The sequence below is a fragment of the Brachybacterium sp. sponge genome (assembly GCF_001613775.1).
GTDB classification, from domain to species: domain Bacteria; phylum Actinomycetota; class Actinomycetes; order Actinomycetales; family Dermabacteraceae; genus Brachybacterium; species Brachybacterium conglomeratum.
Genome location: NZ_LRMP01000003.1, coordinates 275436 through 299754, shown reverse-complemented (window position 1 = coordinate 299754; position 24319 = coordinate 275436). Strand labels below are relative to the sequence as shown.

Sequence of the window (24319 nt, the reverse complement as noted above, 5' to 3'; positions counted from 1 at the left end):
GGGTGGGTCAGCGCGCGGCGCTGCCCTCGACGTAGTCCGAGTCGATGGACTGCGCGCTCCAGGAGAACATCTTGCGCAGGTCCTTGCCGACCTTCTCGATCGGGTGCTCGGCCTCCTCGGCGCGGAGCTTCTTGAACTCCTCGGCGCCGTTGTCCTGGTCGTCGATGAAGCGCTTGGCGAAGGCGCCGGACTGGATGTCGGCGAGGATCGCCTTCATGTCGGCCTTCGTCTGGTCGGTGACCACGCGGGGGCCGGAGACGTAGTCGCCGTACTCGGCGGTGTCGGAGATCGACCAGCGCTGCTTGGCGATGCCGCCCTCGTTCATGAGGTCGACGATCAGCTTGAGCTCGTGCAGGACCTCGAAGTAGGCGATCTCCGGCTGGTAGCCGGCGTCGGTGAGGGTCTCGAAGCCGGCCTGGACGAGGTGGCTCATGCCGCCGCACAGCACGGCCTGCTCGCCGAAGAGGTCGGTCTCGGTCTCCTCGGTGAAGGTGGTCTTGATGACGCCGGCGCGGGTGCCGCCGATGCCCTTGGCGTAGGACAGGGCGAGGTCCCAGGCGGAGCCGGTCGCGTCCTGCTCGACGGCGACGATGTCCGGGATGCCGCGGCCGGCCACGAACTCGCGGCGCACGGTGTGGCCGGGAGCCTTCGGCGCGATCAGCAGCACGTCGACGCCCTCGGGGACCTCGATGTAGCCGAAGCGGATGTTGAAGCCGTGCGCGAAGGCGATCGCCTTGCCCTCGGAGAGGTGGGGCGCGATCGAGTCCGCGAAGACCTTCCGCTGGTCCTGGTCGGGGGTGAGGATCATGATCAGATCCGCCCACTCCGCGACCTCGGCGACGGTCCCGACGGTCAGGCCCTCCTCCTGAGCCTTCGCGGCGGACTTCGAGCCCTCGCGCAGGCCCACGCGGACCTCGACGCCGCTGTCGCGCAGGTTCAGCGCATGGGCATGGCCCTGCGAGCCGAAGCCGACGACCGCGACCTTCTTGCCCTGGATGATGGACAGATCGGCGTTGTCGTCGTAAAAGATCTCAGCCACGTTGTGCTCCTTCGATGGTCGGCTGCGGGCGTCGAGGCGATCGTATCGCCCCTCGTCCTGCGATGTGAGAAACGGTCTTGCTATTCGGTCGGCTGGGCGGGGTCAGGACAGCAGCGCGCGGTCGGTGATCGCCCGACCGCCGCGCCCGATCGCGACCTCGCCGGACTTCACGATCTCGCGGATCCCGAACTCCTCGAGCATGCCGAGGAGGGCGGTGAGCTTGTCCTGCGTGCCGGTCGCCTCGATCGTCACGGAGTCCGAGGCCGCATCGACCACCTTCGCGCGGAACATCTGCACGATCTCCAGCACCGGGGTGCGGGTGGAGCTATCGGCGGTGACCTTGATGAGGATCAGCTCGCGCTGGACCGTCTGGCGGGGATCGAACTGGACGATCTTGAGGACGTTGACGAGCTTGTTGAGCTGCTTGGTGATCTGCTCGAGCCGGTGCTGCTCGACGTCGACCACGACCGTGATGCGGGAGATCTCCGGATGCTCGGTGGGTCCCACCGCGAGGGAGGAGATGTTGTATCCGCGACGGGAGAACAGGGCGGTGACGCGGGTGAGCGCGCCGGGCTTGTTCTCCACCAGCACCGAGAGGGTCTGGCTGTTCGGCGACATGACGTAGTCGGGGGTCCCGGTCGGGGCGTGCTGCTGGTTGGTGGTCATGCTCAGATGTCCCTCTCCCACTCGGGGCTCATGCCCTGGGCGATCTGGATCTCGTCGTTGGAGACGCCGGCCGGCACCATCGGCCACACCATCGCGTCGGCGCTGACGGTGAAGTCCACGATCACGGGGCGGTCGTTGATCTCCATCGCCTGGCGGATGGTGTCGTCGATGTCCTCGTCCCGCTCGCAGCGCAGGCCCGCGCAGCCGTAGGCGTCGGCGAGCTTGACGAAGTCGGGGATGCGGCGCGAGCCGTGGCCGGTGTTCAGCTCGGTGTTGGAGTAGCGCTGGTCGTAGAACAGGTTCTGCCACTGGCGCACCATGCCCAGCGAGCTGTTGTTGATGACGGCGACCTTGATCGGGATGTCGTTGATGACGCAGGTGGCGAGCTCCTGGTTGGTCATCTGGAAGCAGCCGTCGCCGTCGATGGACCACACCGTCTTCTCCGGCATGCCCACCTTGGCGCCCATCGCCGCGGGCACCGAGTAGCCCATGGTGCCCAGCCCCCCGGAGTTGATCCAGGTGCGCGGGTTCTCGTACTGGACGAACTGCGCCGACCACATCTGGTGCTGGCCCACGCCCGCGACGTAGATCGAATCGGGTCCGGAGATCGCGCCGATGCGGGAGATGACCTTCTGCGGGGCCGTGAAGCCGTCCTCCGTAGCGGTCCAGCCCAGCGGGTAGTTCTCCCGCAGCATGTCCAGCGTGCCCCACCAGCCCTCGTAGTCGCGGGGGTCGAACTCGGCCAGGCGGGCGCGGAGCTCCTCAGTGAGAGCCTTGGCGACCTGCCCGGCCTGGCCGACGATCGGGACGTCGGCGACGAGGTTCTTCGAGATCTCGGCGGGGTCGATGTCCGCGTGGATGATCTTCGCGCCGGGCGCGAAGGAGTCCAGGCGGCCGGTGACCCGGTCGTCGAACCGGGCGCCGATGTTGATCAGCAGGTCCGCGCGCTGCAGGGCCGAGACCGCCGCGACGGTGCCGTGCATGCCGGGCATCCCGAGGTGGCTCGGGTGGGAGTCCGGCAGTGCGCCGCGCGCCATCAGGGTGGTGGTGAAGGGGATGCCGGAGGCGTCCACGAGCTCGCGCACCTCGTCGGTGGCCCTGCCGCGCAGCACGCCGCCGCCGAGCAGGAACACCGGGCGCTTCGCCTCGAGCATGAGGCGCACCGCCTCGCGGATCTGCTTGCCGTGCGGGCGCGGCTCCGGGCGGTAGCCGGGTAGGTCCAAGGTCTCGGGCCAGACGAACTCCATCATGTCCTGCTGGGCGTCCTTGGTGACATCCACCAGCACCGCGCCGGGCCGGCCGGTCGAAGCGATGTGGAAGGCCTGCTTGATCACCTTCGGGATCTCCGCGGCATCCTTGACCAGGAAGTTGTGCTTGGTCACCGGCATCGTCATGCCCACGATGTCCGCCTCCTGGAAGGCGTCGGTGCCGATGAACATCGAGCCGACCTGGCCGGTGATCGCGACCAGCGGGATCGAATCCATCTGGGCGTCGGCGATCGCGGTGATGAGATTGGTGGCACCCGGGCCGGAGGTCGCCAGGCACACGCCGACCTTGCCGGTCGCGTGGGCGTAGCCGGAAGCGGCGTGGCCGGCGCCCTGCTCGTGCCGGACCAGCACGTGACGGAGCTTCTTCGCGTCCATCAGCGGGTCGTAGGTGGGTAGGATCGCGCCGCCGGGAAGGCCGAAGACGACCTCTGCCCCGGCATGCTCGAGGGACTCGACCAGCGCCTGCGCGCCGGTCATCTGCTGTCCGGTCATCGGAACTCCTTCGTCGTCTCGGACGGTGGGCGGTGGCGGTGAGTGGAACATGCTCCCCGTCCCTCCCGTCGCGCCGTCCCGCGGGCCGGGCACGAAAAAGCCCCTCCGCCTGGGGCTCGGGGAGGGGCGCGGATGACGTCTCGAAGCGACGAGTGGGCGTCAGCCGCGCTCGGGAACTACGAGAAGGATCGTCTGCATGCGCCCACCATAGGCCCCGGGGCGTGGCCGGGGCCACCTGTCCGGATCGCGAGACCCCGCGGGCAGCCGGCGCATCGGCGCAAGCGCGACGCGCTTCGTCACAACGCGGTGGAAAGCCCGGAGGGACCCGCCCCGACGCCCGACGAAGCGACGAAAGTCCTGCGCACCGCGTCCGGCCCTGCCTACGGTATGGACGAGGTCACCCGCTCCAGAGAGGACCGTGCGCACAGCCATGAACGCCACCGGCCATTCCCCCCTCGCCCCCGCCGCCGGGACGCCGTTGCCGCCCGGCACCCGCATCGTCGTGATCGGCGGCGGCATGACCGGGCACCGCTTCGCGGCCCGGATGCAGTCCCAGGACCCCACCGGCGACTGGACCCTCACCGTGATCGGCGAGGAGACCCAGCATCCCTACGACCGCGTGCACCTCTCGGACTGGTTCGGCCACCGCCGCGCCGAGATGCTCGCCCTGGACACCGGGGTCTGGGCCGACCCGCGGATCACGCTGGTCACGGGCGACGCCGCCGAGAGCGTGGACCGCTCCGCGCACACCGTCACCTGCGCCTCCGGGACCGTGCACGAGTACGACCGGCTCGTGCTCGCCACCGGCTCCTGGGCGTGGGCACCCCGCGCCGAGGGCAAGGACCTGCCCGGCTCGTTCAGCTATCGCACGATCGACGACGTCGAGTCCCTCGCCGCCTGGGTCGCCGAGCGCGGCGAGACGCTGGGCCGCGAGGTCCGCGGCGTGGTCGTCGGCGGCGGCGTGCTCGGCCTCGAGGCCGCGGCCGCGCTGCAGGACCTCGGCGCCCGCTCCACCGTGGTCGAGTTCGCGGACCGGCTCATGGCCGTCCAGCTCGACGACGGCGGAGGCGAGATGCTGCGCCTGCTCATCCAGGACAAGGGCATCGAGGTGCGCACCGGCGTGGGCGCGACCGCCTTCCGCCCCGCCGAGGACGGCGCGATCGGCACCGCGGAGCTGACCGACGGCAGCGAGCTGCCCGCCGACGTCGTCGTCTTCTCCACCGGCATCCGCCCCCGCGACCGGATCGGCCGCGAGGCCGGCCTCGCCGTCGGCGAGCGCGGAGGCATCGTCGTGGGCGAAAGCTGCCAGACCTCCGATCCGGACATCTGGGCGATCGGCGAGTGCGCCTCCTTCGACGGGGTGTGCGCGGGCCTGATCGCCCCCGGCAACGACATGGCCGACGTGGTCGCCGACCGGTTCCTCGGCGGCACCCGCACCCACCAGCGCGGCGAGGACGGCACGAAGCTCAAGGGCGTGGGCGTGGACGCCGCCGCCTTCGGCGACGTCAACGCCATGACCCCCGACGCGCTCGAGGTGTCCTTCGTCGACCCCGTGCACCGCCAGTACCGCAAGCTCGTGATGAGCGACGACGCGACGACCCTGCTCGGCGGCGTGTTCGTCGGCGACATCGCGCTGTACTCGCAGCTGCGCCCGATGACCGGGCGGGCCCTCGGCGCGGACCCGTCGGCCGTGATTGCGCCGGAGGGCGGGGGCGATGCGCTCGCGGGCGCGGAGATGCCGGACGACGCGGTGATCTGCTCGTGCAACAACGTCTCCGCCGGCACGGTGCGCCACGCCGTGAACGAGCAGGGCTGCCACACGGTCGGCGCGATCAAGGAGTGCACGACCGCCGGCACCGTGTGCGGCTCCTGCGTCCCGTCGCTGACGAAGCTGCTGAACCAGGAGCTGGCCAAGAGCGGCATCGAGGTCTCCCGTGCGCTGTGCGAGCACTTCGACCACTCCCGCGCCGAGCTGTACAGGCTCGTCGAGGAGGGTGGCCAGGAGACCTTCACCGAAGTCGTCGCCGCGCACGGCACCGGAGCGGGCCGCGGCTGCGCGGTCTGCCGCCCCACGGTCGCCTCGATCCTGTCCTCGCTCGGCGCCCTCTCCGGCAAGCGTCACAGCCCGGTGGGCCGTCAGCTCGGCTCGCTGCAGGACACCAACGACCACGTCATGGCGAACATCCAGAAGGACGGCACCTACTCGGTGATCCCCGCGATGCCCGCCGGCGAGGTCACCCCCGAGAAGCTGCTCGTCTTCGCGCAGGTCGCGAAGGACTACGGCCTGTACGTGAAGGTCAACGGCGCCCAGCGGATCGGCATGTTCGGGGCCCGGCTCGAACAGCTGCCGGAGATCTGGGAGCGCCTGGTCGAGGCCGGCTTCGAATCCGGCCACGCCTACGGGAAGTCGCTGCGGATGGTGAAGTCGTGCCTCGGCACCAACTGGTGCCGCTACGGCGTGGGCGACTCCACCGCGATGGCCTCGCACCTCGAGCGCCGCTATCGCGGGCTGCGCTCCCCGCACAAGATCAAGATCGGCGTCTCGGGCTGCGCCCGCGAGTGCGCGGAGGCGCAGGCGAAGGACGTCGGCGTGATCGCCACGCACCGCGGCTGGAACCTGTACGTGGGCGGGAACGGCGGCGCCCAGCCCGCCCATGCGCAGCTCCTCGTCGAGGACCTCGACGACGAGACCCTGCAGCGCTGCATCGACCGCTTCCTCATCCTCTACATCCGCGAGGCGGACAAGCTCCAGCGCACCGCGCGCTGGGTCGAGGAGTACCCCGGCGGCATCGACGAGCTGCGGCGCGTGATCGTGGAGGACTCCCTCGGCATCGGCGAGGAGCTCGAGGCCGCCATGCAGCGCCACACCGACACCTACGTCGACGAGTGGGCCGAGGCGGTGCACGATCCGGAGCGGCGCGCGAAGTTCGTGTCCTTCATCAACGCCCCGGACCTGCACGACAAGACGCTGCGCTACGTGCTCGAGCGCGAGCAGGTGCGCCCGGCCCGACCGGAGGACGCCCCGGAGACCACCTTCCCGACCCCGCTCGCGGCGAAGGAGCACGCCCTCGCCGGCGCCGCCCACATCTCGCAGGAGGACCAGTGATGACCGCCCCCGCCGACGCCCTCGTGCCGATCTGCCCGCTCGGCGCGCTGACCCCGGAGCGGGGCGCCGCGGCGCTCCTGCCGGACGGCACCCAGATCGCGGTGTTCCTGCTGGACGACGGGAGCGTGCGCGCCGTGCAGCAGCACGATCCCTACTCCCGCTCGAACATCCTCTCCCGCGGCCTGGTGGGCACCCACCTGCTCACGGTCGAGGGCGAGGCGGAGGGGCGGCTCGTCCCCACCCTCTCCTCCCCCATGTACAAGCAGAGCTGGGACCTCGACACCGGCGCGGTGCTCGACTCCGGCGGCGGGGAGAAGCTGCCGATCGCGGTGTTCGACGTCGAGGTGGTCGACGGGCACGTGCACGTCTCCGCCGCTCCGCGCCCCGGCACGGGCGGGGAGGCGTGAGCGGCCTGACCGGCGCCCACCTCGAGCCCGGGGCCGTCGCCCTCGTGGGCGGCGGCCCCGGCGCCTGGGACCTGATCACGGTGCGGGGCCTGGACCTGCTGCGGCAGGCCGACGTGGTGGTCGCCGACCGGCTCGGGCCGCGCGCGCTGCTGGACGAGCTGGGGGCCGACGTCGAGGTGATCGACGTGGGCAAGCGGCCCGGTGCGCACTCCATGCGGCAGGACGACATCGGCGCGCTGCTCGTCGCGTTGGCCCGCGAGGGACGGCGCGTGGTGCGGCTGAAGGGCGGGGATCCCTTCGTGCTGGGCCGCGGCGGCGAGGAAGTCCTCGCCTGTCGCGCCGCGGGCATCGACGTGCAGGTGGTGCCCGGGGTGACCTCGGCGCTGGCCGGTCCCGCGGCCGGGGACGTCCCCGTCACCCATCGCGGCACCGCCGTCGCCGTGCACGTGGTCAACGCCCACGGCGACCTGGGCCCCGCCGATCTCGCGGCGCTCGCCGACCCCGGCACCACCACCGTGCTGATGATGGGCGTGGAGTGGCTTCCGCGGCTGGTCGCCCAGGCGCTGCTGAACGGGATCGATCCCGCGACCCCGGTCGCGGTGGTGCAGGAGGCGACCCTGCCGGGCCAGCGCCAGGTGCGCGGCACCCTCGCGGACATCGAGCAGGTCGTCGCGGAGGTCGGCATCGGGCACCCGGCGGTGATCACCGTCGGCCGGACCGCGGCCGAGGGGTTCCTGCGCCCGGAGCAGCCGGCCGCCGCGGCGGAGGCCCCGGAGCACGGCTCGGGCCGTGAGGCCGTCGACCTGCCGGAGCACGGGCCCGGTCCAGGCCCCTCCCCCGCCCCGGTGCTGATCGGCTGCTCCCACGGCACCCGCTCGCGGGAGGGGCGGGACGTGCTGCGCGCCCTGCTGCGCCGGATCGCCGCGCAGGCGCCGGGCGCGGTGCGCGAGGCGTTCGTGGACGTGCAGTCCCCGGACGTGGCTGCGGTGGTCGCCGCCCACGCCCGGCCCGCCGAGGCCCGGACCCGCGAGGGCGAGGAGGTCGAGGCGGTCGTGGTGCCGCTGTTGCTCTCCCTCGGCTATCACGTGAAGGACGACATCGGCGGGGCGGTCGCCGGCCGCGCCGCCACGGCCGCCGCGCCGCTCGGCCCGGACCCGCGGCTCGCGGAGGTGATGGCGCAGCGCCTCGTCGAAGCGGGCCTGCGCGACGGCGACGCGGTGGTAATGGCGGGCTCCGGCACGCGGGATCCCGAGGGCGTCGCACAGGTCGAGGAGATGGCGCGTCTGCTCTCCGAGCGGCTCGGGCGCGAGGTGACGACGGGGTTCGCCTATGCGGCCACACCACCAGTGGCCGACGCCGTCGCCGCGGCGCGGGAGGGCCTCGCCGACGACGCACGGGTGGTGGTGGCGAGCTATGTGCTCGCCCCCGGCCACTTCCACGACCTGGTCGCCGCCTCGGGGGCCGACGTGGTCACCGCCCCTCTCGGCGATCATCCGCTCGTCGCCGAGATCGCGCTGGAGCGCTGCGAGGCCGCGCTCGGGGCGTGACCCGTCCCGGCACGTGGAACGGCCGTCGGCCCCGGAAGGGGTCGACGGCCGTTCTCGTCGGGTGCGGGTGCTGCTCTCAGTCGAGCGGGCGGCGGGTCGCGCCGTAGGTCGCCGAGCGGGCGAGGTGCGCGTAGACCTTCAGGGCCTGGGAGACCTTCCGGTCGCGGTTCTCCGGCCGCCAGGGCAGGGCGCCCTTGTCCTCGCGGCGGCGGGCCAGCTCGTCCTCGGGCACGTCGAGCTCGAGCAGGCGCTTGTCGACGTCGATGATGATCCTGTCGCCGTCCTCGATGAGGCCGATCAGCCCGCCCTCGGCCGCCTCCGGGGAGATGTGGCCGATGGAGACGCCGCTGGTGCCGCCGGAGAAGCGGCCGTCGGTGATCAGCGCGCAGGTCTTCCCGAGGCCCCGTCCCTTGAGGAAGGAGGTCGGGTAGAGCATCTCCTGCATGCCGGGGCCGCCCTTGGGGCCCTCGTAGCGGATGACCACCACGTCGCCGGCCTTCACGGTCTTGTCCAGGATCTTCTGGACCGCCTCCTCCTGGGAGTCGCAGACCACCGCGGTGCCCTCGAAGTGGAAGAGGTCCTCGGTGACGCCGGCGGTCTTGAACACGGCGCCGTCGCGGGCGAGGTTGCCCTTGAGCACGGCGAGGCCGCCGTCCTTGGTGTGGGCGTGGGGGACGGCGCGGACCACGCCGTTCTCGCCGTCGAGGTCGAGCTCGTCCCACGTGTTCGTGGTGGAGAAGGCCTGGGTGGTGCGCACTCCGCCGGGGGCGGCGTGGAAGAGGGCCTCGGCCTTCTTCGAGGCCTTGCCACCGCGCACGTCCCACTCGGCCAGCCAGCTGGTGAGGTCCGGGGAGTGGACGGTGTGGACGGTGTGGTCCAGCAGCCCGGCCCGGTCCAGCTCGCCGAGGATCGCGGGGATGCCGCCGGCGCGGTGGACGTCCTCGACGTGGGCGGTGCCGTTGGGGGCGACCTTCGACAGCGTCGGCACGGAGCGGGAGATGCGGTCGATGTCGTCGAGGCCGAAGTCGACGCCGGCCTCGATCGCGACGGCGAGGATGTGCAGGATCGTGTTGGTCGAGCCGCCCATCGCCACGTCCATGGCCATCGCGTTGGAGAACGCGGCCTTGGTCGCGATCGACCGGGGCAGGACCGACTCGTCGTCCTCCTCGTAGTAGCGCGTGGCGAGCTCGACGATCTTCCGCCCCGCCTCGAGGAAGAGCTCCTTGCGGAAGGCGTGGGTCGCGAGGGTGGTGCCGTTGCCGGGCAGGGACAGGCCGAGCACCTCGGTGAGGCAGTTCATCGAGTTCGCGGTGAACATACCCGAGCAGGAGCCGCAGGTGGGGCAGGCGTTCTCCTCCACCTCGGCGAGCTGCGCGTCGGTGATCGAGTCGTTCGCGGACAGCGACATCGCATCGACCAGGTCGATCCGGTTCTCGGTGACGCCCTCGACGGGCTTGCCGGACTCGGAGGGGCCGCCGGAGACGAAGATGACCGGGATGTTCAGGCGCATCGCGGCCATCAGGTGGCCGGGGGTGATCTTGTCGCAGTTCGAGATGCACACCAGCGCGTCGGCGGTGTGGGCGTTGACCATGTACTCGATCGAGTCGGCGATGAGGTCGCGGCTGGGCAGCGAGTAGAGCATGCCGCCGTGGCCCATGGCGATGCCGTCGTCGACGGCGATGGTGTTGAACTCCTTGGAGACGCCGCCGGCCTCCTCGACCGCGCTCGCGACCAGGTCACCCATGTTCTTGAGGTGGACGTGGCCGGGGACGAACTGCGTGTACGAGTTCGCGATCGCGATGATCGGCTTGCCGAAGTCGCCGCTCTTCATGCCGGTGGCGCGCCAGAGGGCGCGGGCGCCTGCCATGTTGCGGCCGTGGGTCGAGGTGCGGGAACGGAGCTGAGCCATGCCCGTCATGCTACGCCGCCATGCGAGATGGCGGTGTCACCATCCGGACGGCGGACGGGGATCACACTGGTCACCGCTCAGACGATCGCCCCCACCCTTGCGACGGGGTTGCCCATCCTCCCGGCGTACAGCAGCGAGGAGGCCTGGTCGCCGAGATCCACCATCTGCAGGGTGTTGCGCAGCTGGAGACGGTTCAGGCAGGAGTGGGCGAAGGAGCCGGCGCGGAGGTCCACGTCGCCGGCGAGTCCGCGGGCGAGGCCGGGGTGATCGGCCTCGTACTCGTCGAGAACGCTCGCGACCTTGCCCCAGAACCGGTCGGAGGGGAGGATCCCGTCGGCGTCGAGGATCCCGGCGAGGTGGCGCAGCACCCCGTCGAAGACGTCGGTGAAGATCGACAGCGCCTTCTCCTCCCCCGGCACCACGGCCCGCACCCGCTCCATGCCCTCCGGCAGCGGACGGTGGCCCACCACGGCCATCTCCTCGCCGATGTCCTTGTAGAACGCGCCGATCACCTGCTGCTCCCGCACGCGCAGGATGAGGTTCTCTCCGTGGGGCATGACCACCACGTCGTGGGCGAGCAACAGGTGGACCAGCGGGCGGAGGTAGGCGCGCAGGTATCCGGCGAGCCACTGCTCGGGCGGCAGGCCGGAGGCGCGCTGCATCGCCGCGGCGACGGAGCGGCCCTCGTGGTCGCGGTGCAGCAGCGCCGCCATGGTGAAGGCCCGCTCCCCCGGTGCGAGCTGCGCGACCGGGTTCTCGCGCCAGAGCGCGGCGAGCATCTTGCGGTGGGGGTTCGTGGTGCGGGTGCGGTGGTAGGCGTCGCCCGTGTACCCGATCGCGGCGCGCTCGCGCAGCACGCGGAAGCCCTGGTCCGAGAACTCCGCATCGCCGGCGACGAGTGCGGCGAGCCAGTCGTTGATGGCGGGGGTGTCGCGCATGTAGTGCGGGGACAGGCCGCGCAGGAAGCCCATGTTCTGGATGGCGAGGGCGACCTTGACGTAGGGGGCGCCCTCGCGGGTGCGGTTGAAGAAGGTGCGCAGGGACTGCTGGGGCTGCATCTCGTCGCCGCCGGCGCCGAGGGGGACGAGGTCTCCGCGGGCGATGTCGGGTGCGAAGGTGATCGGCAGGCGGTGCGCCGCCTGCCAGGGGTGCAGCGGCATCAGCAGGTACCCGGCGGGGTCGAGGCCGCGGTCCGTGAGTCGTGCGGCGAAGGCCGCGCGCTCCTCCGCCGACAGCGACCAGGCGGCGTGGTCCTCCTCGGTGAGGCCCTCGCCGAGGGCGAGGTGGCCGTGCTCGCGCCGCACCGCGACCCATTCCAGGTGGGTGGTGCGGCCCTGCTCGGGCGCGTAGGCGCGGTAGTCGGGCAGGGAGAAGCCGATGCGGCCGTTATTGGCGAGGAAGCCGGGATGCCCCTCGGTCATCGCCGCCTCGACCCGCGGGAGGTCCGCGTCCATGAGGTCCTCGGTCGACGGCCGCTCGCCGCGGCTCGCCGCGTCGAGGGTCGCGCAGCGGGCGGCGAGGGTGGAGGCGAGCTCCTCGAGATAGGTGGCGAGGAGATCGTCCGGGATGCCGAGGAGGTCCTGCAGCTTGGCCACGAGGACCTGCACGTCCAGCGGGGTGGGCGTGCCGTCCTCGACGCGGGTGATCGAGGCGGGGTCGACGAGCCAGTGCTCGAGCGGCAGCACCCGGGCGGTGAAGCGGTAGCGGATATCGGCGCCGGGGACGGCGAGCTCCCAGGCCCCCTCGCCGCGCGGCTCGGGGGCGAGGACGCGCTCGTGGGAGAGCTCGGCGAGCGCCTTGGCGATCAGGTGGCGGTGGGCCTGCTCGGCGATGTCGGGGCGGAGATGGGCGGTGGGCGTGACGCCGGGGCCGAGGGGCGAGGCGGCGAAGTCGGCGCGGGTGCAGACGCTCAGCGCGGCGCGCTTGGTGCCCTCCCCGTCGGGGATCTCCACGTGGCGGAGCACTCGGAAGCCGGCGGCGGCGTTCTTGGCGAGCACGGCGCGGTTGCGCGCGTCGGGCTCGACGACCACTCGGGCGGCGCCTCGCTCGTGCAGGCACCAGGAGACCACCTCCCCCATCACCGCGGCGGTGAGCCCGTGCTCAGGCTCCCCGGCGGGCGGGGCGATCAGCATGTGCATGCCGAGGTCGCCGGGCTCAGGGGCGAGCAGCCCGGCCGGGAGGAGGCGAGCGGGGTCGTAGGTCTCGACGTAGACGAGCGGGGTCCCGGCGCGGGCGCCGATCCAGCCCTGCTCGTGCTCGGAGGCCTCGACGCGGTCGAGATAGTCGCGCACCTGGGCGGGGCTGTGGGCGGTCATGCCCCAGAAGCGGGCGCGGTCGGTGGTGAGCCAGCCGTGCAGCAGCTCGGCGTGGGCGTCGGGGTCCAACGGGGTGAAGGTCAGGTCCATCGTGGTTCTCCTGGTCGGTGCGCGGCCGGCGGTCAGTGCGCGGCCGGCAGGCCGAAGGTCTGGAAGGCGATCGCTCGCTCGATCGGGTAGGGCTCGCGGCCCAGCACGGCGGCGAGCACCACGGAGGCGCGCCAGGCGCCGAAGCCGAGGTCCGGGGCGGTCACGCCGTGGGTGTGCTCCTCGGTGCCGAGCACGTGGAGACGGCCCGGCTCGTCGACCGTGTAGTCGCGGGCGACGTCGAGGCGGCCCGATGCGTCCCGTCGGACCCGGTCGCCGAGCGGGGCGAGGAGGTCGGCGTCGCGGGGGCGGTAGCCGGTCGCGGCGACCACGGCGCCGGTGCGGTGCTCGGCCGTCTCCCCCGTGAGGGAGTGGGCGAGGTCCAGGACGATCTCGTCGCCGTCCGTGCGGGCGCCGGTGACGGCGGTGGCGGTGAGCAGGCGCGAGGGGAGCTCGCGCCCGCCGGCGGTGAGGCCGTAGAGCAGCTCGTGGATCTCGTCGATCAGGTCCGCGCTGATTCCCTTGTGCAGGGCGCGCTGGGTGCGGGAGAGACGGTCGCGGACGTCCTCGGGCAGCGCGCGGTGCAGGTCGGTGTACTCCGGGGAGGTCATCTCGAGGGTGAGCTTGGTGTACTCCATCGGGAAGAACCGCTCCGAGCGGGTCACCCAGTCCACCCTGGTGCCGCGCGGGGCGGCAGCGGTGAGCAGGTCGCGGTAGACCTCGGCGGCGGACTGTCCGCTGCCGACGACGGTGACGGAGCCCGCCTCGAGCAGCTCCTGCTTCCGCTCGAGGTAGTCGGCGCTGTGGAGCACGGGCGCGGACGCATCGGCGCCGTCGGCCCCGTCGGCCCCGTCTTCGTCTGCCCCCGCGAGGGCGGCGAGCGCCGGCGGGAGGTGCGGGGCGGTGCCGAGGCAGAGCGCGACGTGCCGGGTGCGCAGTTGCTCGAAGCGCGTGGTGGCGCCCTGGGCGTCGAGCACGGCGAGGGTGACCAGCAGGTGGTCGCCCTCCTCCTCGATCGCGAGGGCGCGACGGCGCCAGCGCAGGCTCTCCAGCCGTTCCGCGACCCAGCGGCAGTAGGCGTCGTACTCGCTGCGCAGCGGCGCGAAGGACTCGCGGATGTAGAAGGAGTACAGACGCCCGGTGGCCTTGAGGAAGGCGAGGAACGAGTAGGGAGAGGTCGGGTCCGCCATGGTCACCAGGTCGGCGAGGAAGGGGACCTGCAGGGTGGTGCCCTCGAGCATCATGCCGGGATGCCAGGAGAAGCCGCCCGCCTGGTCAACGAAGACGGCGTCGAGGTCGTCGAGCGGGTCGGCGAGCGCGGCGAGGCCCAGGCCGAAGGGGCCTAGGCCGATGCCGACGAGGTCGTGGACGTGCTGCGGGGCGGGGATGCTCATCGGGTCTCCTCCGCGGCGGCGAGGCGCCTGCCGGCGAGCAGGCCGCGGCCGGTCGCACGGACGAGGTCGAGCACTGCGGCGACATCCAGCAGCGTGGTCTCGGGGTTCAGGAGGGTGAGCTTCAGCCAGGGGGTGCCGTCGATGGTGGTGCGGGCGACCATGGCGCGGCCGGAATGGAACAGGATCCGACGGATCAGGGGCTGCAGCGCGTCGGTGCGGGCGTCGTCGAGCCCTGCGGGGCGGAAGCGGAAGATGACGGTGGAGAGGTCGGTGGTGCCGAGCACGTGCAGGTCGGGGTCCTCTGCGAGCAGCTCGCGCACCTCGGCGGCGAGGTCGCAGCAGGCGTCGACCATGTCCCCGATCGCGTCCGGCCCTAGGGAGCGGAGCGTGGTCCACAGCTTCAGCGCGTCGAAGCGCCGCGTGGTCTGGAGGGACTTGTCCACCTGGTTGAGCTCGGCGTCCTCGGAGGCCGCCTCGGCGGCGGGGTTGAGGTAGTCGGCGTGGTGCGCGGTCGCAGCGAGGTCCGCGCTCTCCCGCACGATCAGGGCGCTCGAGGAGACGGGCTGGAAGCAGGTCTTGTGGTAGTCGACGGTGACGGAGTCGGCGTGCTCGATGCCGTCCAGGAGGTGGCGGCGGGTGCGGGAGAGGAGCAGGCCTCCGCCGTAGGCGGCATCGATGTGGAGCCAGGCGCCGTGGGCACGGGCGGCCTGGGCGATCTCGGGCAGCGAGTCGATGAGGCCGCGGTCGGTGGTGCCGGCGGTCGCGACGATCGCCATGGGCAGCTCGCTCGCCGCCTCGAGGGCGGCGAGCGACTCGCGCAGCGCGGCTGCGTCCATGCGTCCCGCGGCGTCGGCGGGGACGGCGACGACGGCGTCCTCGCGCAGCCCGAGCAGGCGCGCGGAGCGGGCGACGGAGAAGTGGGCGGCATCGGTGGCGAGGACCCGCAGACGGGGCAGCAGGGCGGCGCGGTCCTCGTCCGCGGCGCGCTCGGCGCGGGAGCGGGCGAGGAAGAGGGCCTGGAGGTTGGACTGGGTGCCGCCGGAGGTGAACACGCCGTCGCCGGCGGTGAAGCCGATCCGCTCGGCGGTCCAGCGCACCAGGCGCTGCTCCATCAGGGTCGCGACCAGGGACTGGTCAAAGGTGTCCACGGAGGTGTTGATCGCGGCGAGCATCGCCTCGGCGGCGACGGCGGGCAGCACGACGGGGCAGTTGAGGTGCGCGAGATAGGAGGGGTGGTGGAACCAGACGGCGTTGCCCGCATAGAGGGAGTCGGCCTCGGTCAGGGCGGCGGCGTCCCCCACGCCGGGGCCGTCGAGGTCGACGCCCTCCACGAGCTGCTCGAGCCGGCGGCGGTCGGGGCCGACGGAGGGGGCGCGCACCGTGCGGAGCCGCTCGGCGACGTCGCGGGTGACCTGGCCGAGCAGGTCCTGGTAGGCGTCGGCGGTGCGGGCGGTGAGCAGCCCGGTCGTCGCCACGGTGGTCCCGTCGGGGGCCGGGGCGGGGCGGGTGGCGAGTGATGCCATGGGAGGACCTCCTGGGGCGCGGGCCATCCGGACCCGCGCAGTAAGGGTTGCCTACCCTAAATACGCAAACGTGTCGTTTCGCAAACCCTGGAGCCGCCCGGATGAGAAGCGCCACGACGGCGCCGGATCGGGCAAAAGCCGTGGACACGGGCTCGTGGAGGTGCTTATCCGATGCGTCCAGTGATGGGCGGATGTCCGTCAGCCGTGCTCATGACGAGGGGCCGCCCCGGTGCGTCCGGAACGGCCCCTGTCTTGCAGGACGGAAGCGGGGTCAGACCCCGGCAGAGCTGCGCTCCGCCTGCGGGTCGGCGTCGCCCCCGTGCTCGGGATCCTGGGCCCAGTCGTCGTAGTCCGTCTCCCCCATCGGCGAGGCGAGGTCCTCGTCGTGGTGGTCGGCGCGGACGGGGAAGTCGGGGTCCGCGGCGAGCTGGCGGTGGAGGTCCGCCAGGCGCAGCTCCTCGGTCAGGGTGCGGTGCTCCTCGGCGGCGACCTGCTCCTCGGTGGGCTCATGGGAGCCCATGCCCACCTGGAGGTCCGGCTCGACCTCGGAGAGGGCGCCGACGCTCACGCGGTAGCGGTGGCGCAGGATCTCCAGGCGCAGCACGCGGGCGAGGAAGTAGATGCCCAGCAGGTTCGGGACCGACATCAAGAAGAACATCGCGTCGGAGAAGGCGATGACGGAGTCCAGCGAGATCGCGGCGCCGACGACCACGGCGAGCACCCAGGCGATGCGGAAGACGTTCTGAACAGGCGCGGAGCTGCCGAAGAGGAACTTGGCGCTGAGCTCGCCGTAGTAGGCGTAGGCCAGTACGGTCGAGAAGCCGAACAGGGCCACGGCGACGGTGAGGAGGTAGGGGAACCAGCCCGCGACGGTGCCGAAGGCGGCCGCGGTCAGCGCGACGCCGTCCTCTCCCCCGCCCTGGTAGACGCCCGTGATGACGACGGCGATCGCGGTCAGCATGCACACGCCGATCGAGTCGACCAGCGGCTCCCACAGGGCGGTGAAGCCCTCGGTAGCGGGCTCCTTCGTCTTCGAGGCGCTGTGCGCCATTGCCGCGGAGCCGACGCCCGCGGCGTTGGAGAACAGCGCGCGCTGGATGCCGATGACGGCCACGCCGATGATGCCGCCGGTGACACCGTCGGCCGTGAAGGCGCTGGTGAAGATCGTGGCGACCGCGGTGGGCAGCGCCTCGATGTTCACCAGGATGATCGCGAGCGTGCACAGCACGTAGAGCACGGCCATCGCGGGGGTGATCGCGGAGGTCCAGCGGGCGATCTTCGTGACGCCGCCGAGGATCACGATCGCGGTGAGCACGGCCATGACCGCGCCGATCAGCCACTGGTTGCCCGAGAGGAACTCGCTGCCGGTCGAGGAGGCGACGATCGCGGCGACCTGGTTGGACTGGAAGAGGTTGCCCGCGCCGAACACGCCGACGAGGGTGAAGATCGCGTACAGCACCGAGAGCACTCGGCCGAGACGCCTGCGGCCGATCTGCGCGAGGCCGTCGCGCAGGTAGTACATGGGGCCGCCCTCGGTGGTGCCGTCGGCGTTGACCTTGCGGTACATGACGCCGAGGGTCGCCTCGGCCATCTTCACGCTCATCGCGAAGAAGCCGAAGATCGCGATCCAGAGCGCCGCGCCGGGGCCGCCGGCCGCGATCGCGACCGCGACGCCGGCGATGTTGCCGAGGCCGACGGTGCCGGAGAGCTCGGTGGCGAGGGCCTGGAAGCTGGAGACCTCGCCGGGGTCGGTCTTGGCGGTGTACCGCCCGCGGATCACCTGGATCGAGTGCTTGAGCCCGGTGATCGGCTGGAAGCGCAGCCAGACGGTCAGGAAGATCGCGGCCGCCATCAGCCACACGACGATGATCGGGACGCCGCCGAAGATCGGCGCCTCGTAGAACACGACGGCGCTGAGGAAGGCGGCGATGGGGCCGAAGATCGTCTCGACGGCCGCGTCTATTCCAGGCATCTGGGGGCTCTCCTTCGGCGGGGATCCGCCGGGTCGGGTACTCGGGGCCCGCAGGGCGCCGGTCACCGAGGAGGGAGGCGGCACAGCGGACGACGAATGACTGTACCCAGGGGTAACCTGCGCGCTCCGCCGCACGCCGCGCACCTCCGACTGAGCGGAACCTGTGCATGACATGGGCTTTCGCCCGTCACCTCGGCGCGCTTGTCCGACAATCCGGCCCGCAGATTGTTTACCCTTTCTTGACCCACCCCGTGGAGACACTCACATCAGCGCGGCGGGGCGAAGCTCTGCAGCGCGGCGGCGGTCCGCGTCCGCGCGGACGCCCTCGGGCCAGACGCAGAGAGGACGGGCCGCCCCTGTGCGGGGCGGCCCGTCCTTCGTGCGCTGTGCGGCGAGGGCTCAGCTCACGCCGAGCTTCTCCATGATGATCTCGCGGACGCGGCCGGCGTCGGCCTGGCCGCGGGTGGCCTTCATGATCGGGCCGATCAGGGCGCCGATCGCCTGGACCTTGCCGCCCTGGATCTTCGCGACCACGTCGGGGTTCTCGGCGATCGCCTGGTCCACGGCGGTGGTGAGCACGGAGTCGTCGGAGACGACGGCCAGGCCCTCGGACTCGACGATCGCGGCGGGGTCGCCGTTGCCGTCGAGGACCTTCACCAGCACCTGCTTGGCGATCTTGTCGTTGATCTTCTTCGCGTCGACCAGGCCCTGCAGCTCGGCGACCTGCGCCGGGGTGATCGTGAGCGCCTCGATCTCGACGTCGCGGTCCTTCGCCACACGGGCGAGCTCGCCCATCCACCACTTGCGGGCGGACTGGGCGGAGGCGCCGGCGGTGACGGTCTGCTCGATGAGGTCCAGGGCACCGGCGTTGATGACGTCGCGCATCTCGAGGTCGGTGAAGCCCCACTCCCCCAGCAGGCGGCGCCGGCGGGCGGCGGGCAGCTCGGGCAGCGCGGCGCGGATCTCCTCGACCCACTCGCGGCTCGGCGCGACGGGCACCAGGTCCGGCTCGGGGAAGTAGCGGTAGTCCTCCGCGTCGGACTTCGGGCGGCCCGAGGAGGTGCCGCCGGTGTCCTCGTGGAAGTGGCGGGTCTCCTGGACGATCGACTCGCCGGCGTCGAGCAGCCCGGCCTGACGGGAGATCTCGAAGCGCACGGTGCGCTCGATGGAGCGGAAGGAGTTGACGTTCTTGGTCTCGGTGCGGGTGCCGAGCGGGGCGCTCGGATCCTTGCGCAGGGAGACGTTGACGTCGGCGCGGACGTTGCCGCGCTCCATCCGCGCCTCGGAGACGTCCAGGGCCCGGAAGATGTCGCGCAGGGTGCGGACGTACGCGGCGGCAACCTCGGGGGCGCGGCCCTTGGTGTCCGGGATCGGCTTGGTGACGATCTCGACCAGCGGCACGCCGGCGCGGTTGTAGTCCACCTGGGAGTGGGTGGCGCCGTGGATGCGGCCGGTCGCGCCGCCGACGTGGGTGTTCTTGCCCGCGTCCTCCTCCATGTGGGCGCGCTCGATCTCGACGCGCACGATCTCGCCGTCCTCGAGCTCGACGTCGACCCAGCCGTCGAAGGCGATGGGCTCGTCGTACTGGGAGGTCTGGAAGTTCTTGGTGAGGTCCGGGTAGAAGTACTGCTTGCGCGCGAAGCGGCAGGTCTCGGCGATGGAGCAGTTCAGCGCCAGGCCGATCCGGATCGCGTACTCGACGGCCTTCGCGTTCACGACCGGCAGCGAGCCTGGCAGGCCCAGCGAGGTGGGGGTGATCGCGGTGTTCGGCTCGGCGGCGAAGATGTTCGGCGCGCCGTCGAACATCTTGGTCGCGGTGCCCAGCTCGACGTGGACCTCGATGCCGAGGACCGGGTCGTAGCGGTCGATCGCCTCGTCGAAGTCGACGGGGGTGATGTCGGTGGTGGTCATCGGGCTGCGCCTCCTGCGAGCTCGGGAGCCTTGGCCAGCAGCGGTCCGCCCCAGGAGTCCTCGAGCAGCGCCTCGAGGGCGCCGCCCACCTGGTACAGGCGCTCGTCGGCGCGGGCCGGGGCGAGGAACTGGATGCCGGCGGGCAGGCCGTCCTCGGCGAGACCCGAGGGCAGGGAGATGCCCGGGGTGCCGGCGAGGTTGGCGGGGATGGTGGCGATGTCGTTCATGTACATCGCGGTGGGGTCGTCGATCTTCTCGCCGAGGCGGAAGGCGACGGTGGGCGCGGTCGGCGAGGCGAGCACGTCGACCTGCTCGAAGGCGGCGGCGAAGTCGCGCTGGACGAGGGTGCGGACCTTCTGGGCGCTGCCGTAGTAGGCGTCGTAGTAGCCGGCCGAGAGGGCGTAGGTGCCCAGCAGGATGCGGCGCTTGACCTCGTCGCCGAAGCCGGCGCCTCGGGTGGCCTTCATGACGTTCTCCGCAGTGGGGTGGTCCTCGGGGATCACCCGCAGGCCGAAGCGCATGCCGTCGAACTTGGCGAGGTTCGAGGAGGCCTCCGAGGGCATGATCAGGTAGTAGGCGCCGAGCGCGTACTCGAAGTTCGGGCAGGAGACCCGGACGATCTCGGCGCCTGCGCGCTCAAGCTGGTCGAGGGACTCGGTGAAGCGGGCGCGGACCTCGGGCGCGAAGCCCTCGCCCTCGAGCTCCTCGATCACGCCGATGCGCAGGCCCTTCACATCGCGCTTCCGGGCCGCCTCGGCGTAGGCGCCGACGGGGTCCGGCAGCGAGGTGGAGTCGCGCAGGTCGTGCCCGGCGATCAGCTCGTGCAGCAGCGCGGAGTCCTCGACGGTGCGGGTGACGGGCCCGGCCTGGTCCAGGGAGCTGGCCATGGCGATCAGGCCGTAGCGGGAGACGGAGCCGTAGGTGGGCTTGACGCCCACGGTGCCGGTGACGGCGCCGGGCTGGCGGATCGAGCCGCCGGTGTCGGTGCCGATCGCGAGCGGGGCCTCGAAGGCGCCGACGGCCGCGGCGGAGCCGCCGCCGGAGCCCCCGGGGATCCGGTCGCGGTCCCAGGGGTTGCGGGTGGGGCCGTAGGCGCTGGTCTCGGTGGAGGAGCCCATCGCGAACTCGTCCATATTGGTCTTGCCGAGGATCGGCAGGCCCGCGGCGCGGAGCTTCTCGACGAGGGTCGCGTCGTAGGGCGGGACCCAGCCCTCGAGGATCTTGGAGCCGGCGGTGGTGGGCTGGCCCTTGGTGACCAGGACGTCCTTGACGGCGATCGGCACGCCCGCGAGGGGGTGCAGCTCCTCGCCGGCCTCGCGGCGGGAGTCGACGTCGCGTGCGGTCGCGAGGGCCTCCTCCTCGTTGACGTGGAGGAAGGCGTTCAGGTCGCCGTCGACGGCCGCGATGCGGTGGAGGTGGGCGCGGGTGAGCTCCTCGGAGGAGGTCTCGCCGGCCTGCAGCGCGGCGGCCTGGGCGGCGGCGCTGCGGCGGATCATGTCGGGGGTGCTGGTGGAGTCGGTCATGCTCTCTCTCACTCCTCGCCCAGGATCTGCGGGACGGCGAAGCGGCCGTCCTGCGCGTCGGGGGCGCCGGCCAGCGCCTCCTCCTGCGTGAGGGTCTCGGTCACGACGTCCTCGCGGAAGACGTTCGTCATGGCAATGGGGTGGGAGGTCGCGGGGACGTCCTCGGAGGCGACCTCGGAGACGGAGGCGACAGCGTCCATGATGGAGTCGAACTCACCGGCGAAGCGGGTGATCTCCTCCTCGGTGAGCTGGATCCGTGCGAGGTCGGCGAGGCGTGCGACGTCATCTCGTCCGATCGAAGGCATGGGGACAGTCTAGGACGGGCGCGCGCTCCGGTTCGACGGCCGCGCCGGGGCGCCGCTCACGCGGGGGTGCGGCGCGGCGGCGGCCGGCTCAGGGCCGGGTGAGGTAGCGGTATTCGCCGGAGGGAGTGAAGCCTTCGCCGCGGTACAGGGCGCGGGCGGCGGTGTTCCCGGTCTCGACCTCGAGCAGGGCGAGGTCCGCGCCCTGGACGGCGGCGAGGGAGAGCAGGGAGCGCACGACGGCTCGGCCGAGCCCCTCCCGTCGGCGGCCCGGGTCCACGGCGATCTGGTCGAGCACGGCGATCGTGCGGCGGCGATGCGGGACGAGGGCGGCGCGGCCGACGGCGTCGATCTCGCGGGATTCCGGGTCGGTGAGGGCGAGGTAGATCGCGGGGGTGCCGGCCATGAGATCGCGCAGCGTCTCGCGGGCGCCCTCCTCGGGGCGCGGGGCGAGTCGCCAGGAGGCCTCGAGCCAGTCCTCGGGCGGTGCGCCGACGGTGATCGCGACGCGGGAGTCGGGGGCGGTGCGGTGGTCGGAGAGAGCGCGCTGCAGGACGTGGACCGGGGCGTCCTGCTCGTAGCCGCGCCGCGTCAGGGCCGCACGGACGGGCTCGTGGTCGAGGCCGTCGGCGGTGAACAGACGGAAGGTGGGCGTCTCCCCCGCCGCGCCGAGGAGGCTCTCGATCCTCGTCAGTGCGGCATCGAGCGCCGCGGTGTCCGTCGGCGGGTCGATCGGGACGACGCTGTTCGCACGATGGGTCACGCCGCGGGAGCGCTGGAGCGCGAAGCCGTCCACCTCCAGGCGTGACAGGGCTCGCCAGCCGCCGAGCAGCGCCTCGAGGAGGGCAGTGCCGGCGAGGGCCGGGGACGAGGTGGGGCGGGACCGCTTCGGCATGTCGGCGAGTGTACGGCGGGGACGGGACGGCGGCCGGTCCGCAGCGACCGGCGGAGGGTTAGACTTCCGTCTCCGCCGCATCGCACCGAAGGGACCCGCCATGCCCGTCGACCCGCACATCGACTATCTCGCCCATGATCCCGAGGACGGCGAGGAGCTCTCCGACGATCCCAGGATCCGCGAGGCGCAGGAGCTCGAGGCCCGGATGCGTCGGGCGCTGGCCACGAAGGAGAACCCGCTGAGCGACTCCGAGTCCACCTCGGAGCGTCTGCGCCGGCTGGAGCGCGAGGGCGCGCCGTCGGCCGAGTCCGCGGAATCCGCTGAGTCCTCCGGGGACTCCGAGTCCTGAGACCGCTCAGCGCCGCTCCGGCGGCGGCATGAGCAGCAGCGGCAGGTAGAGCACGCCCGAGAGGTTGTACGGGAAGGTGATCCGCATGATCGCCTTGATCCCCCAGTGCATCGCGAAGGCGCCGGCGGCGAACAGCCATCCGAGACGGCGGTCCGCGAGGGCCAGCGGCGCGCCGAGCTCGAGCACGAGCGATCCCGCCGCCATCACCGCGAACAGCCCGGTGTGCGGGCCGAGGACGCGCAGCAGCGGGTTCGAGCCTTCGCCGAGCATCTCCTTGCGCAGCGAGTCCACCGCGACCTGGCTGCGCATCGACGCACCGCTCGCCCACCGCATCCCGTCGGAGCCGGTGAGCTTCGCGAGACCTGCCAACAGGTAGGTCAGGGTGACGGCGCCGTTCATCACGGCGGGCGTCGCCCCGTACATCCACGAACGCCGCTCGGGCAGCACAGTCCGATCGCGCACCAGGGCGTCGACGCTGAGCGCGTCGGCCGCGGGGGCGGCGCCGAGCACCATCGTGTGCAGCACCAGGTTGTTCTCGTGGTGGAACACCATCGACCACGAGTTGCGGTAGCTGAAGTTCCAGGTCTGCAGCGCCGAGTGCAGCGGGCCGGTGACCCGGTGCCCGATCCCGGCGGTGAACAGCGCCCCGGTGACCAGGGAGGCATCCAGCAGCGCGTCGGCGACGCGGGGCGGGAGCGGCTTCTTCAGCACCCGCGCGGCGCCCACGGGGTCGAAGCTCTCGGTCGCGGTGCGGTGCACTCCTCGATACAGCGAGCGGCGGCGGCCGACGTGCCACAGGTGGTAGCCGCCGACGGCGAGGCGCAGCAGGGCGGGGGCGGTCGGGGGCGCGGCGGGGGCGAGGTGACGCCGGGCGGTGTCCGCGAGTCGGCGCAGCAGGGGGCTCATCGTCCGGCCTCCGTACGTCCGGTCTCCACCGCGGCGGCCGCACGGCTGCGACGGCCCGGGACGGGCGCCGCGCCGACCAGCTCGATCTTCTGGGTCAAGTCCTCGCGGTCGCTGCCGCGCAGGTAGGAGTCGAGGTGGTAGCGGCCGCGGACCATGCGGACCTCGAGGATCCCGCGGTCCTCGGCGCGGTCGCGGGCGGCGAGCAGCGCTGCGGCGTGCTCGGCGAGGTGCTGCCCGTGGCCGTCGCGCACCCGCCTGCGGACCTGGCGGCGCACGGCGTTCAGCCCGCCGGTGCCGAGGTAGCTGTAGTGCAGGGGCCGGGAGGTGCCGTCGGCGTCGATGCCGAGCAGGTGCGCGACCCGGTAGTGGTTGGAGCGCCGGGCGGAGAACATCGGGTAGTGGGAGAAGGGGAAGGAGTCGCGCACCTCCCCCTCCGCGGCAAAGTGGCGGGCGGGCAGGGCCACGGCGGTGAGCAGGGCTCCCGCGAGGAGGCCGGCGAGGAGTCGGGTGGCAGGGGTGTCGGGGACGGAGGCTCCGGCGGAGCGACGGTGCAGCGCTGAGGAGGTCATGGCCGGAACACTAGAGGCGCCGGATGAGACGGGAAGCGCAGGAGATGAGAAGTGCATGAGAGCTGTCTCAGACACCCGCCCAGGACCGTTCCTCCCCAGCGTGCGGGTGTCCACGACGCTGCCTCGGGGTCGTCGGGCG

18 protein-coding genes are annotated in these 24319 nt (G+C 72.2%); 4 read left to right on the top strand and 14 right to left on the bottom strand.

Annotated elements, in window-relative coordinates:
- Nucleotides 1–7: 7 nt before the first annotated feature.
- The 3 genes from ilvC to A4A78_RS14125 form a co-directional block, all read right to left on the bottom strand.
- Nucleotides 8–1039, bottom strand: a complete 1032-nt coding sequence (gene ilvC / locus A4A78_RS14135; protein WP_010552284.1) for a ketol-acid reductoisomerase — start codon at nt 1037–1039, stop codon at nt 8–10.
- A gap of 102 nt (nt 1040–1141) precedes the next feature.
- Nucleotides 1142–1657: an acetolactate synthase small subunit gene (gene ilvN, locus A4A78_RS14130; protein WP_062950522.1), complete on the bottom strand. Its 516-nt coding sequence runs from the start codon at nt 1655–1657 to the stop codon at nt 1142–1144.
- Nucleotides 1658–1707: 50 nt separating this feature from the next.
- On the bottom strand, nt 1708–3465 hold the full coding sequence (locus tag A4A78_RS14125) for an acetolactate synthase large subunit (RefSeq protein WP_062950369.1): 1758 nt from the start codon (nt 3463–3465) through the stop codon (nt 1708–1710).
- Between the two features lie 430 nt (nt 3466–3895).
- Between A4A78_RS14125 and nirB the strand changes: the two genes are divergently transcribed.
- From nirB to cobA, 3 genes are read left to right on the top strand one after another with little or no spacing between them, the layout of a single operon-like run.
- Nucleotides 3896–6571, top strand: a complete 2676-nt coding sequence (nirB, locus tag A4A78_RS14120) for a nitrite reductase large subunit NirB (RefSeq protein ID WP_062950367.1) — start codon at nt 3896–3898, stop codon at nt 6569–6571.
- The gene (locus A4A78_RS14115) at nt 6571–6978 is read left to right on the top strand and encodes a nitrite reductase (NAD(P)H) small subunit (RefSeq protein WP_062950365.1); all 408 of its coding nucleotides are present in this window, start codon (nt 6571–6573) and stop codon (nt 6976–6978) included. The genes nirB and A4A78_RS14115 overlap by 1 nt, the downstream gene beginning before the upstream one ends.
- A complete protein-coding gene (gene cobA / locus A4A78_RS14110; protein WP_062950363.1) occupies nt 6975–8525 on the top strand; it encodes a uroporphyrinogen-III C-methyltransferase in 1551 nt (516 codons plus the stop codon). Before A4A78_RS14115 ends, cobA begins: the two co-directional genes overlap by 4 nt.
- A gap of 76 nt (nt 8526–8601) precedes the next feature.
- On the opposite strand, the gene ilvD is transcribed toward cobA, so the two are convergent.
- The 9 genes from ilvD to A4A78_RS14065 form a co-directional block, all read right to left on the bottom strand.
- Nucleotides 8602–10434, bottom strand: coding sequence for a dihydroxy-acid dehydratase (gene ilvD, locus A4A78_RS14105; RefSeq protein WP_062950360.1), 1833 nt, complete (start codon nt 10432–10434; stop codon nt 8602–8604).
- 77 nt (nt 10435–10511) lie between these two features.
- Nucleotides 10512–12839: a GNAT family N-acetyltransferase gene (locus A4A78_RS14100; protein WP_062950358.1), complete on the bottom strand. Its 2328-nt coding sequence runs from the start codon at nt 12837–12839 to the stop codon at nt 10512–10514.
- A 32-nt stretch (nt 12840–12871) separates the two neighbouring features.
- Nucleotides 12872–14230, bottom strand: a complete 1359-nt coding sequence (locus A4A78_RS14095; protein WP_062950357.1) for a lysine N(6)-hydroxylase/L-ornithine N(5)-oxygenase family protein — start codon at nt 14228–14230, stop codon at nt 12872–12874.
- Entirely contained in the window at nt 14227–15753 is a 1527-nt protein-coding gene (locus A4A78_RS14090) for a pyridoxal-dependent decarboxylase (protein ID WP_062950355.1), read from the bottom strand. The genes A4A78_RS14095 and A4A78_RS14090 overlap by 4 nt, the downstream gene beginning before the upstream one ends.
- Before the next feature lie 271 nt (nt 15754–16024).
- A complete protein-coding gene (locus A4A78_RS14085) occupies nt 16025–17725 on the bottom strand; it encodes a sodium:alanine symporter family protein (RefSeq protein ID WP_062950353.1) in 1701 nt (566 codons plus the stop codon).
- 399 nt (nt 17726–18124) lie between these two features.
- Nucleotides 18125–19636 (bottom strand): Asp-tRNA(Asn)/Glu-tRNA(Gln) amidotransferase subunit GatB, encoded by a 1512-nt coding sequence (gatB, locus tag A4A78_RS14080; RefSeq protein WP_062950352.1) that lies wholly within the window; start codon nt 19634–19636, stop codon nt 18125–18127.
- Nucleotides 19633–21159: an Asp-tRNA(Asn)/Glu-tRNA(Gln) amidotransferase subunit GatA gene (gene gatA, locus A4A78_RS14075; protein WP_062950350.1), complete on the bottom strand. Its 1527-nt coding sequence runs from the start codon at nt 21157–21159 to the stop codon at nt 19633–19635. Before gatA ends, gatB begins: the two co-directional genes overlap by 4 nt.
- Nucleotides 21160–21167: 8 nt before the next feature.
- Complete coding sequence (gene gatC / locus A4A78_RS14070; RefSeq protein ID WP_053916864.1) at nt 21168–21464, bottom strand: Asp-tRNA(Asn)/Glu-tRNA(Gln) amidotransferase subunit GatC; 297 nt, start codon at nt 21462–21464, stop codon at nt 21168–21170.
- Between the two features lie 88 nt (nt 21465–21552).
- Nucleotides 21553–22356 (bottom strand): N-acetyltransferase, encoded by an 804-nt coding sequence (locus A4A78_RS14065; protein WP_062950349.1) that lies wholly within the window; start codon nt 22354–22356, stop codon nt 21553–21555.
- Nucleotides 22357–22456: 100 nt separating this feature from the next.
- Between A4A78_RS14065 and A4A78_RS14060 the strand changes: the two genes are divergently transcribed.
- Nucleotides 22457–22705: a hypothetical protein gene (locus A4A78_RS14060; protein ID WP_062950348.1), complete on the top strand. Its 249-nt coding sequence runs from the start codon at nt 22457–22459 to the stop codon at nt 22703–22705.
- Between the two features lie 6 nt (nt 22706–22711).
- Here A4A78_RS14060 and A4A78_RS14055 read toward each other — a convergent pair whose 3' ends face one another.
- Nucleotides 22712–23611: a hypothetical protein gene (locus A4A78_RS14055; protein WP_062950346.1), complete on the bottom strand. Its 900-nt coding sequence runs from the start codon at nt 23609–23611 to the stop codon at nt 22712–22714.
- The gene (locus A4A78_RS14050; RefSeq protein WP_062950345.1) at nt 23608–24180 is read right to left on the bottom strand and encodes a hypothetical protein; all 573 of its coding nucleotides are present in this window, start codon (nt 24178–24180) and stop codon (nt 23608–23610) included. Before A4A78_RS14050 ends, A4A78_RS14055 begins: the two co-directional genes overlap by 4 nt.
- Nucleotides 24181–24319 lie beyond the last annotated feature (139 nt).

Coding starts and splice junctions, on each gene's coding strand:
- nirB (WP_062950367.1), top strand. CDS start 3,896: ATGAACGCCACCGGCCATTCCCCCCTCGCCCCCGCCGCCGGGACGCCG.
- A4A78_RS14090 (WP_062950355.1), bottom strand. CDS start 15,753: ATGGCATCACTCGCCACCCGCCCCGCCCCGGCCCCCGACGGGACCACC.
- gatB (WP_062950352.1), bottom strand. CDS start 19,636: ATGACCACCACCGACATCACCCCCGTCGACTTCGACGAGGCGATCGAC.
- A4A78_RS14065 (WP_062950349.1), bottom strand. CDS start 22,356: ATGCCGAAGCGGTCCCGCCCCACCTCGTCCCCGGCCCTCGCCGGCACT.
- gatC (WP_053916864.1), bottom strand. CDS start 21,464: ATGCCTTCGATCGGACGAGATGACGTCGCACGCCTCGCCGACCTCGCA.
- A4A78_RS14060 (WP_062950348.1), top strand. CDS start 22,457: ATGCCCGTCGACCCGCACATCGACTATCTCGCCCATGATCCCGAGGAC.
- A4A78_RS14125 (WP_062950369.1), bottom strand. CDS start 3,465: ATGACCGGACAGCAGATGACCGGCGCGCAGGCGCTGGTCGAGTCCCTC.
- A4A78_RS14050 (WP_062950345.1), bottom strand. CDS start 24,180: ATGACCTCCTCAGCGCTGCACCGTCGCTCCGCCGGAGCCTCCGTCCCC.
- A4A78_RS14085 (WP_062950353.1), bottom strand. CDS start 17,725: ATGCCTGGAATAGACGCGGCCGTCGAGACGATCTTCGGCCCCATCGCC.
- ilvN (WP_062950522.1), bottom strand. CDS start 1,657: ATGTCGCCGAACAGCCAGACCCTCTCGGTGCTGGTGGAGAACAAGCCC.
- A4A78_RS14115 (WP_062950365.1), top strand. CDS start 6,571: ATGACCGCCCCCGCCGACGCCCTCGTGCCGATCTGCCCGCTCGGCGCG.
- A4A78_RS14100 (WP_062950358.1), bottom strand. CDS start 12,839: ATGGACCTGACCTTCACCCCGTTGGACCCCGACGCCCACGCCGAGCTG.
- ilvD (WP_062950360.1), bottom strand. CDS start 10,434: ATGGCTCAGCTCCGTTCCCGCACCTCGACCCACGGCCGCAACATGGCA.
- A4A78_RS14095 (WP_062950357.1), bottom strand. CDS start 14,230: ATGAGCATCCCCGCCCCGCAGCACGTCCACGACCTCGTCGGCATCGGC.
- A4A78_RS14055 (WP_062950346.1), bottom strand. CDS start 23,611: ATGAGCCCCCTGCTGCGCCGACTCGCGGACACCGCCCGGCGTCACCTC.
- gatA (WP_062950350.1), bottom strand. CDS start 21,159: ATGACCGACTCCACCAGCACCCCCGACATGATCCGCCGCAGCGCCGCC.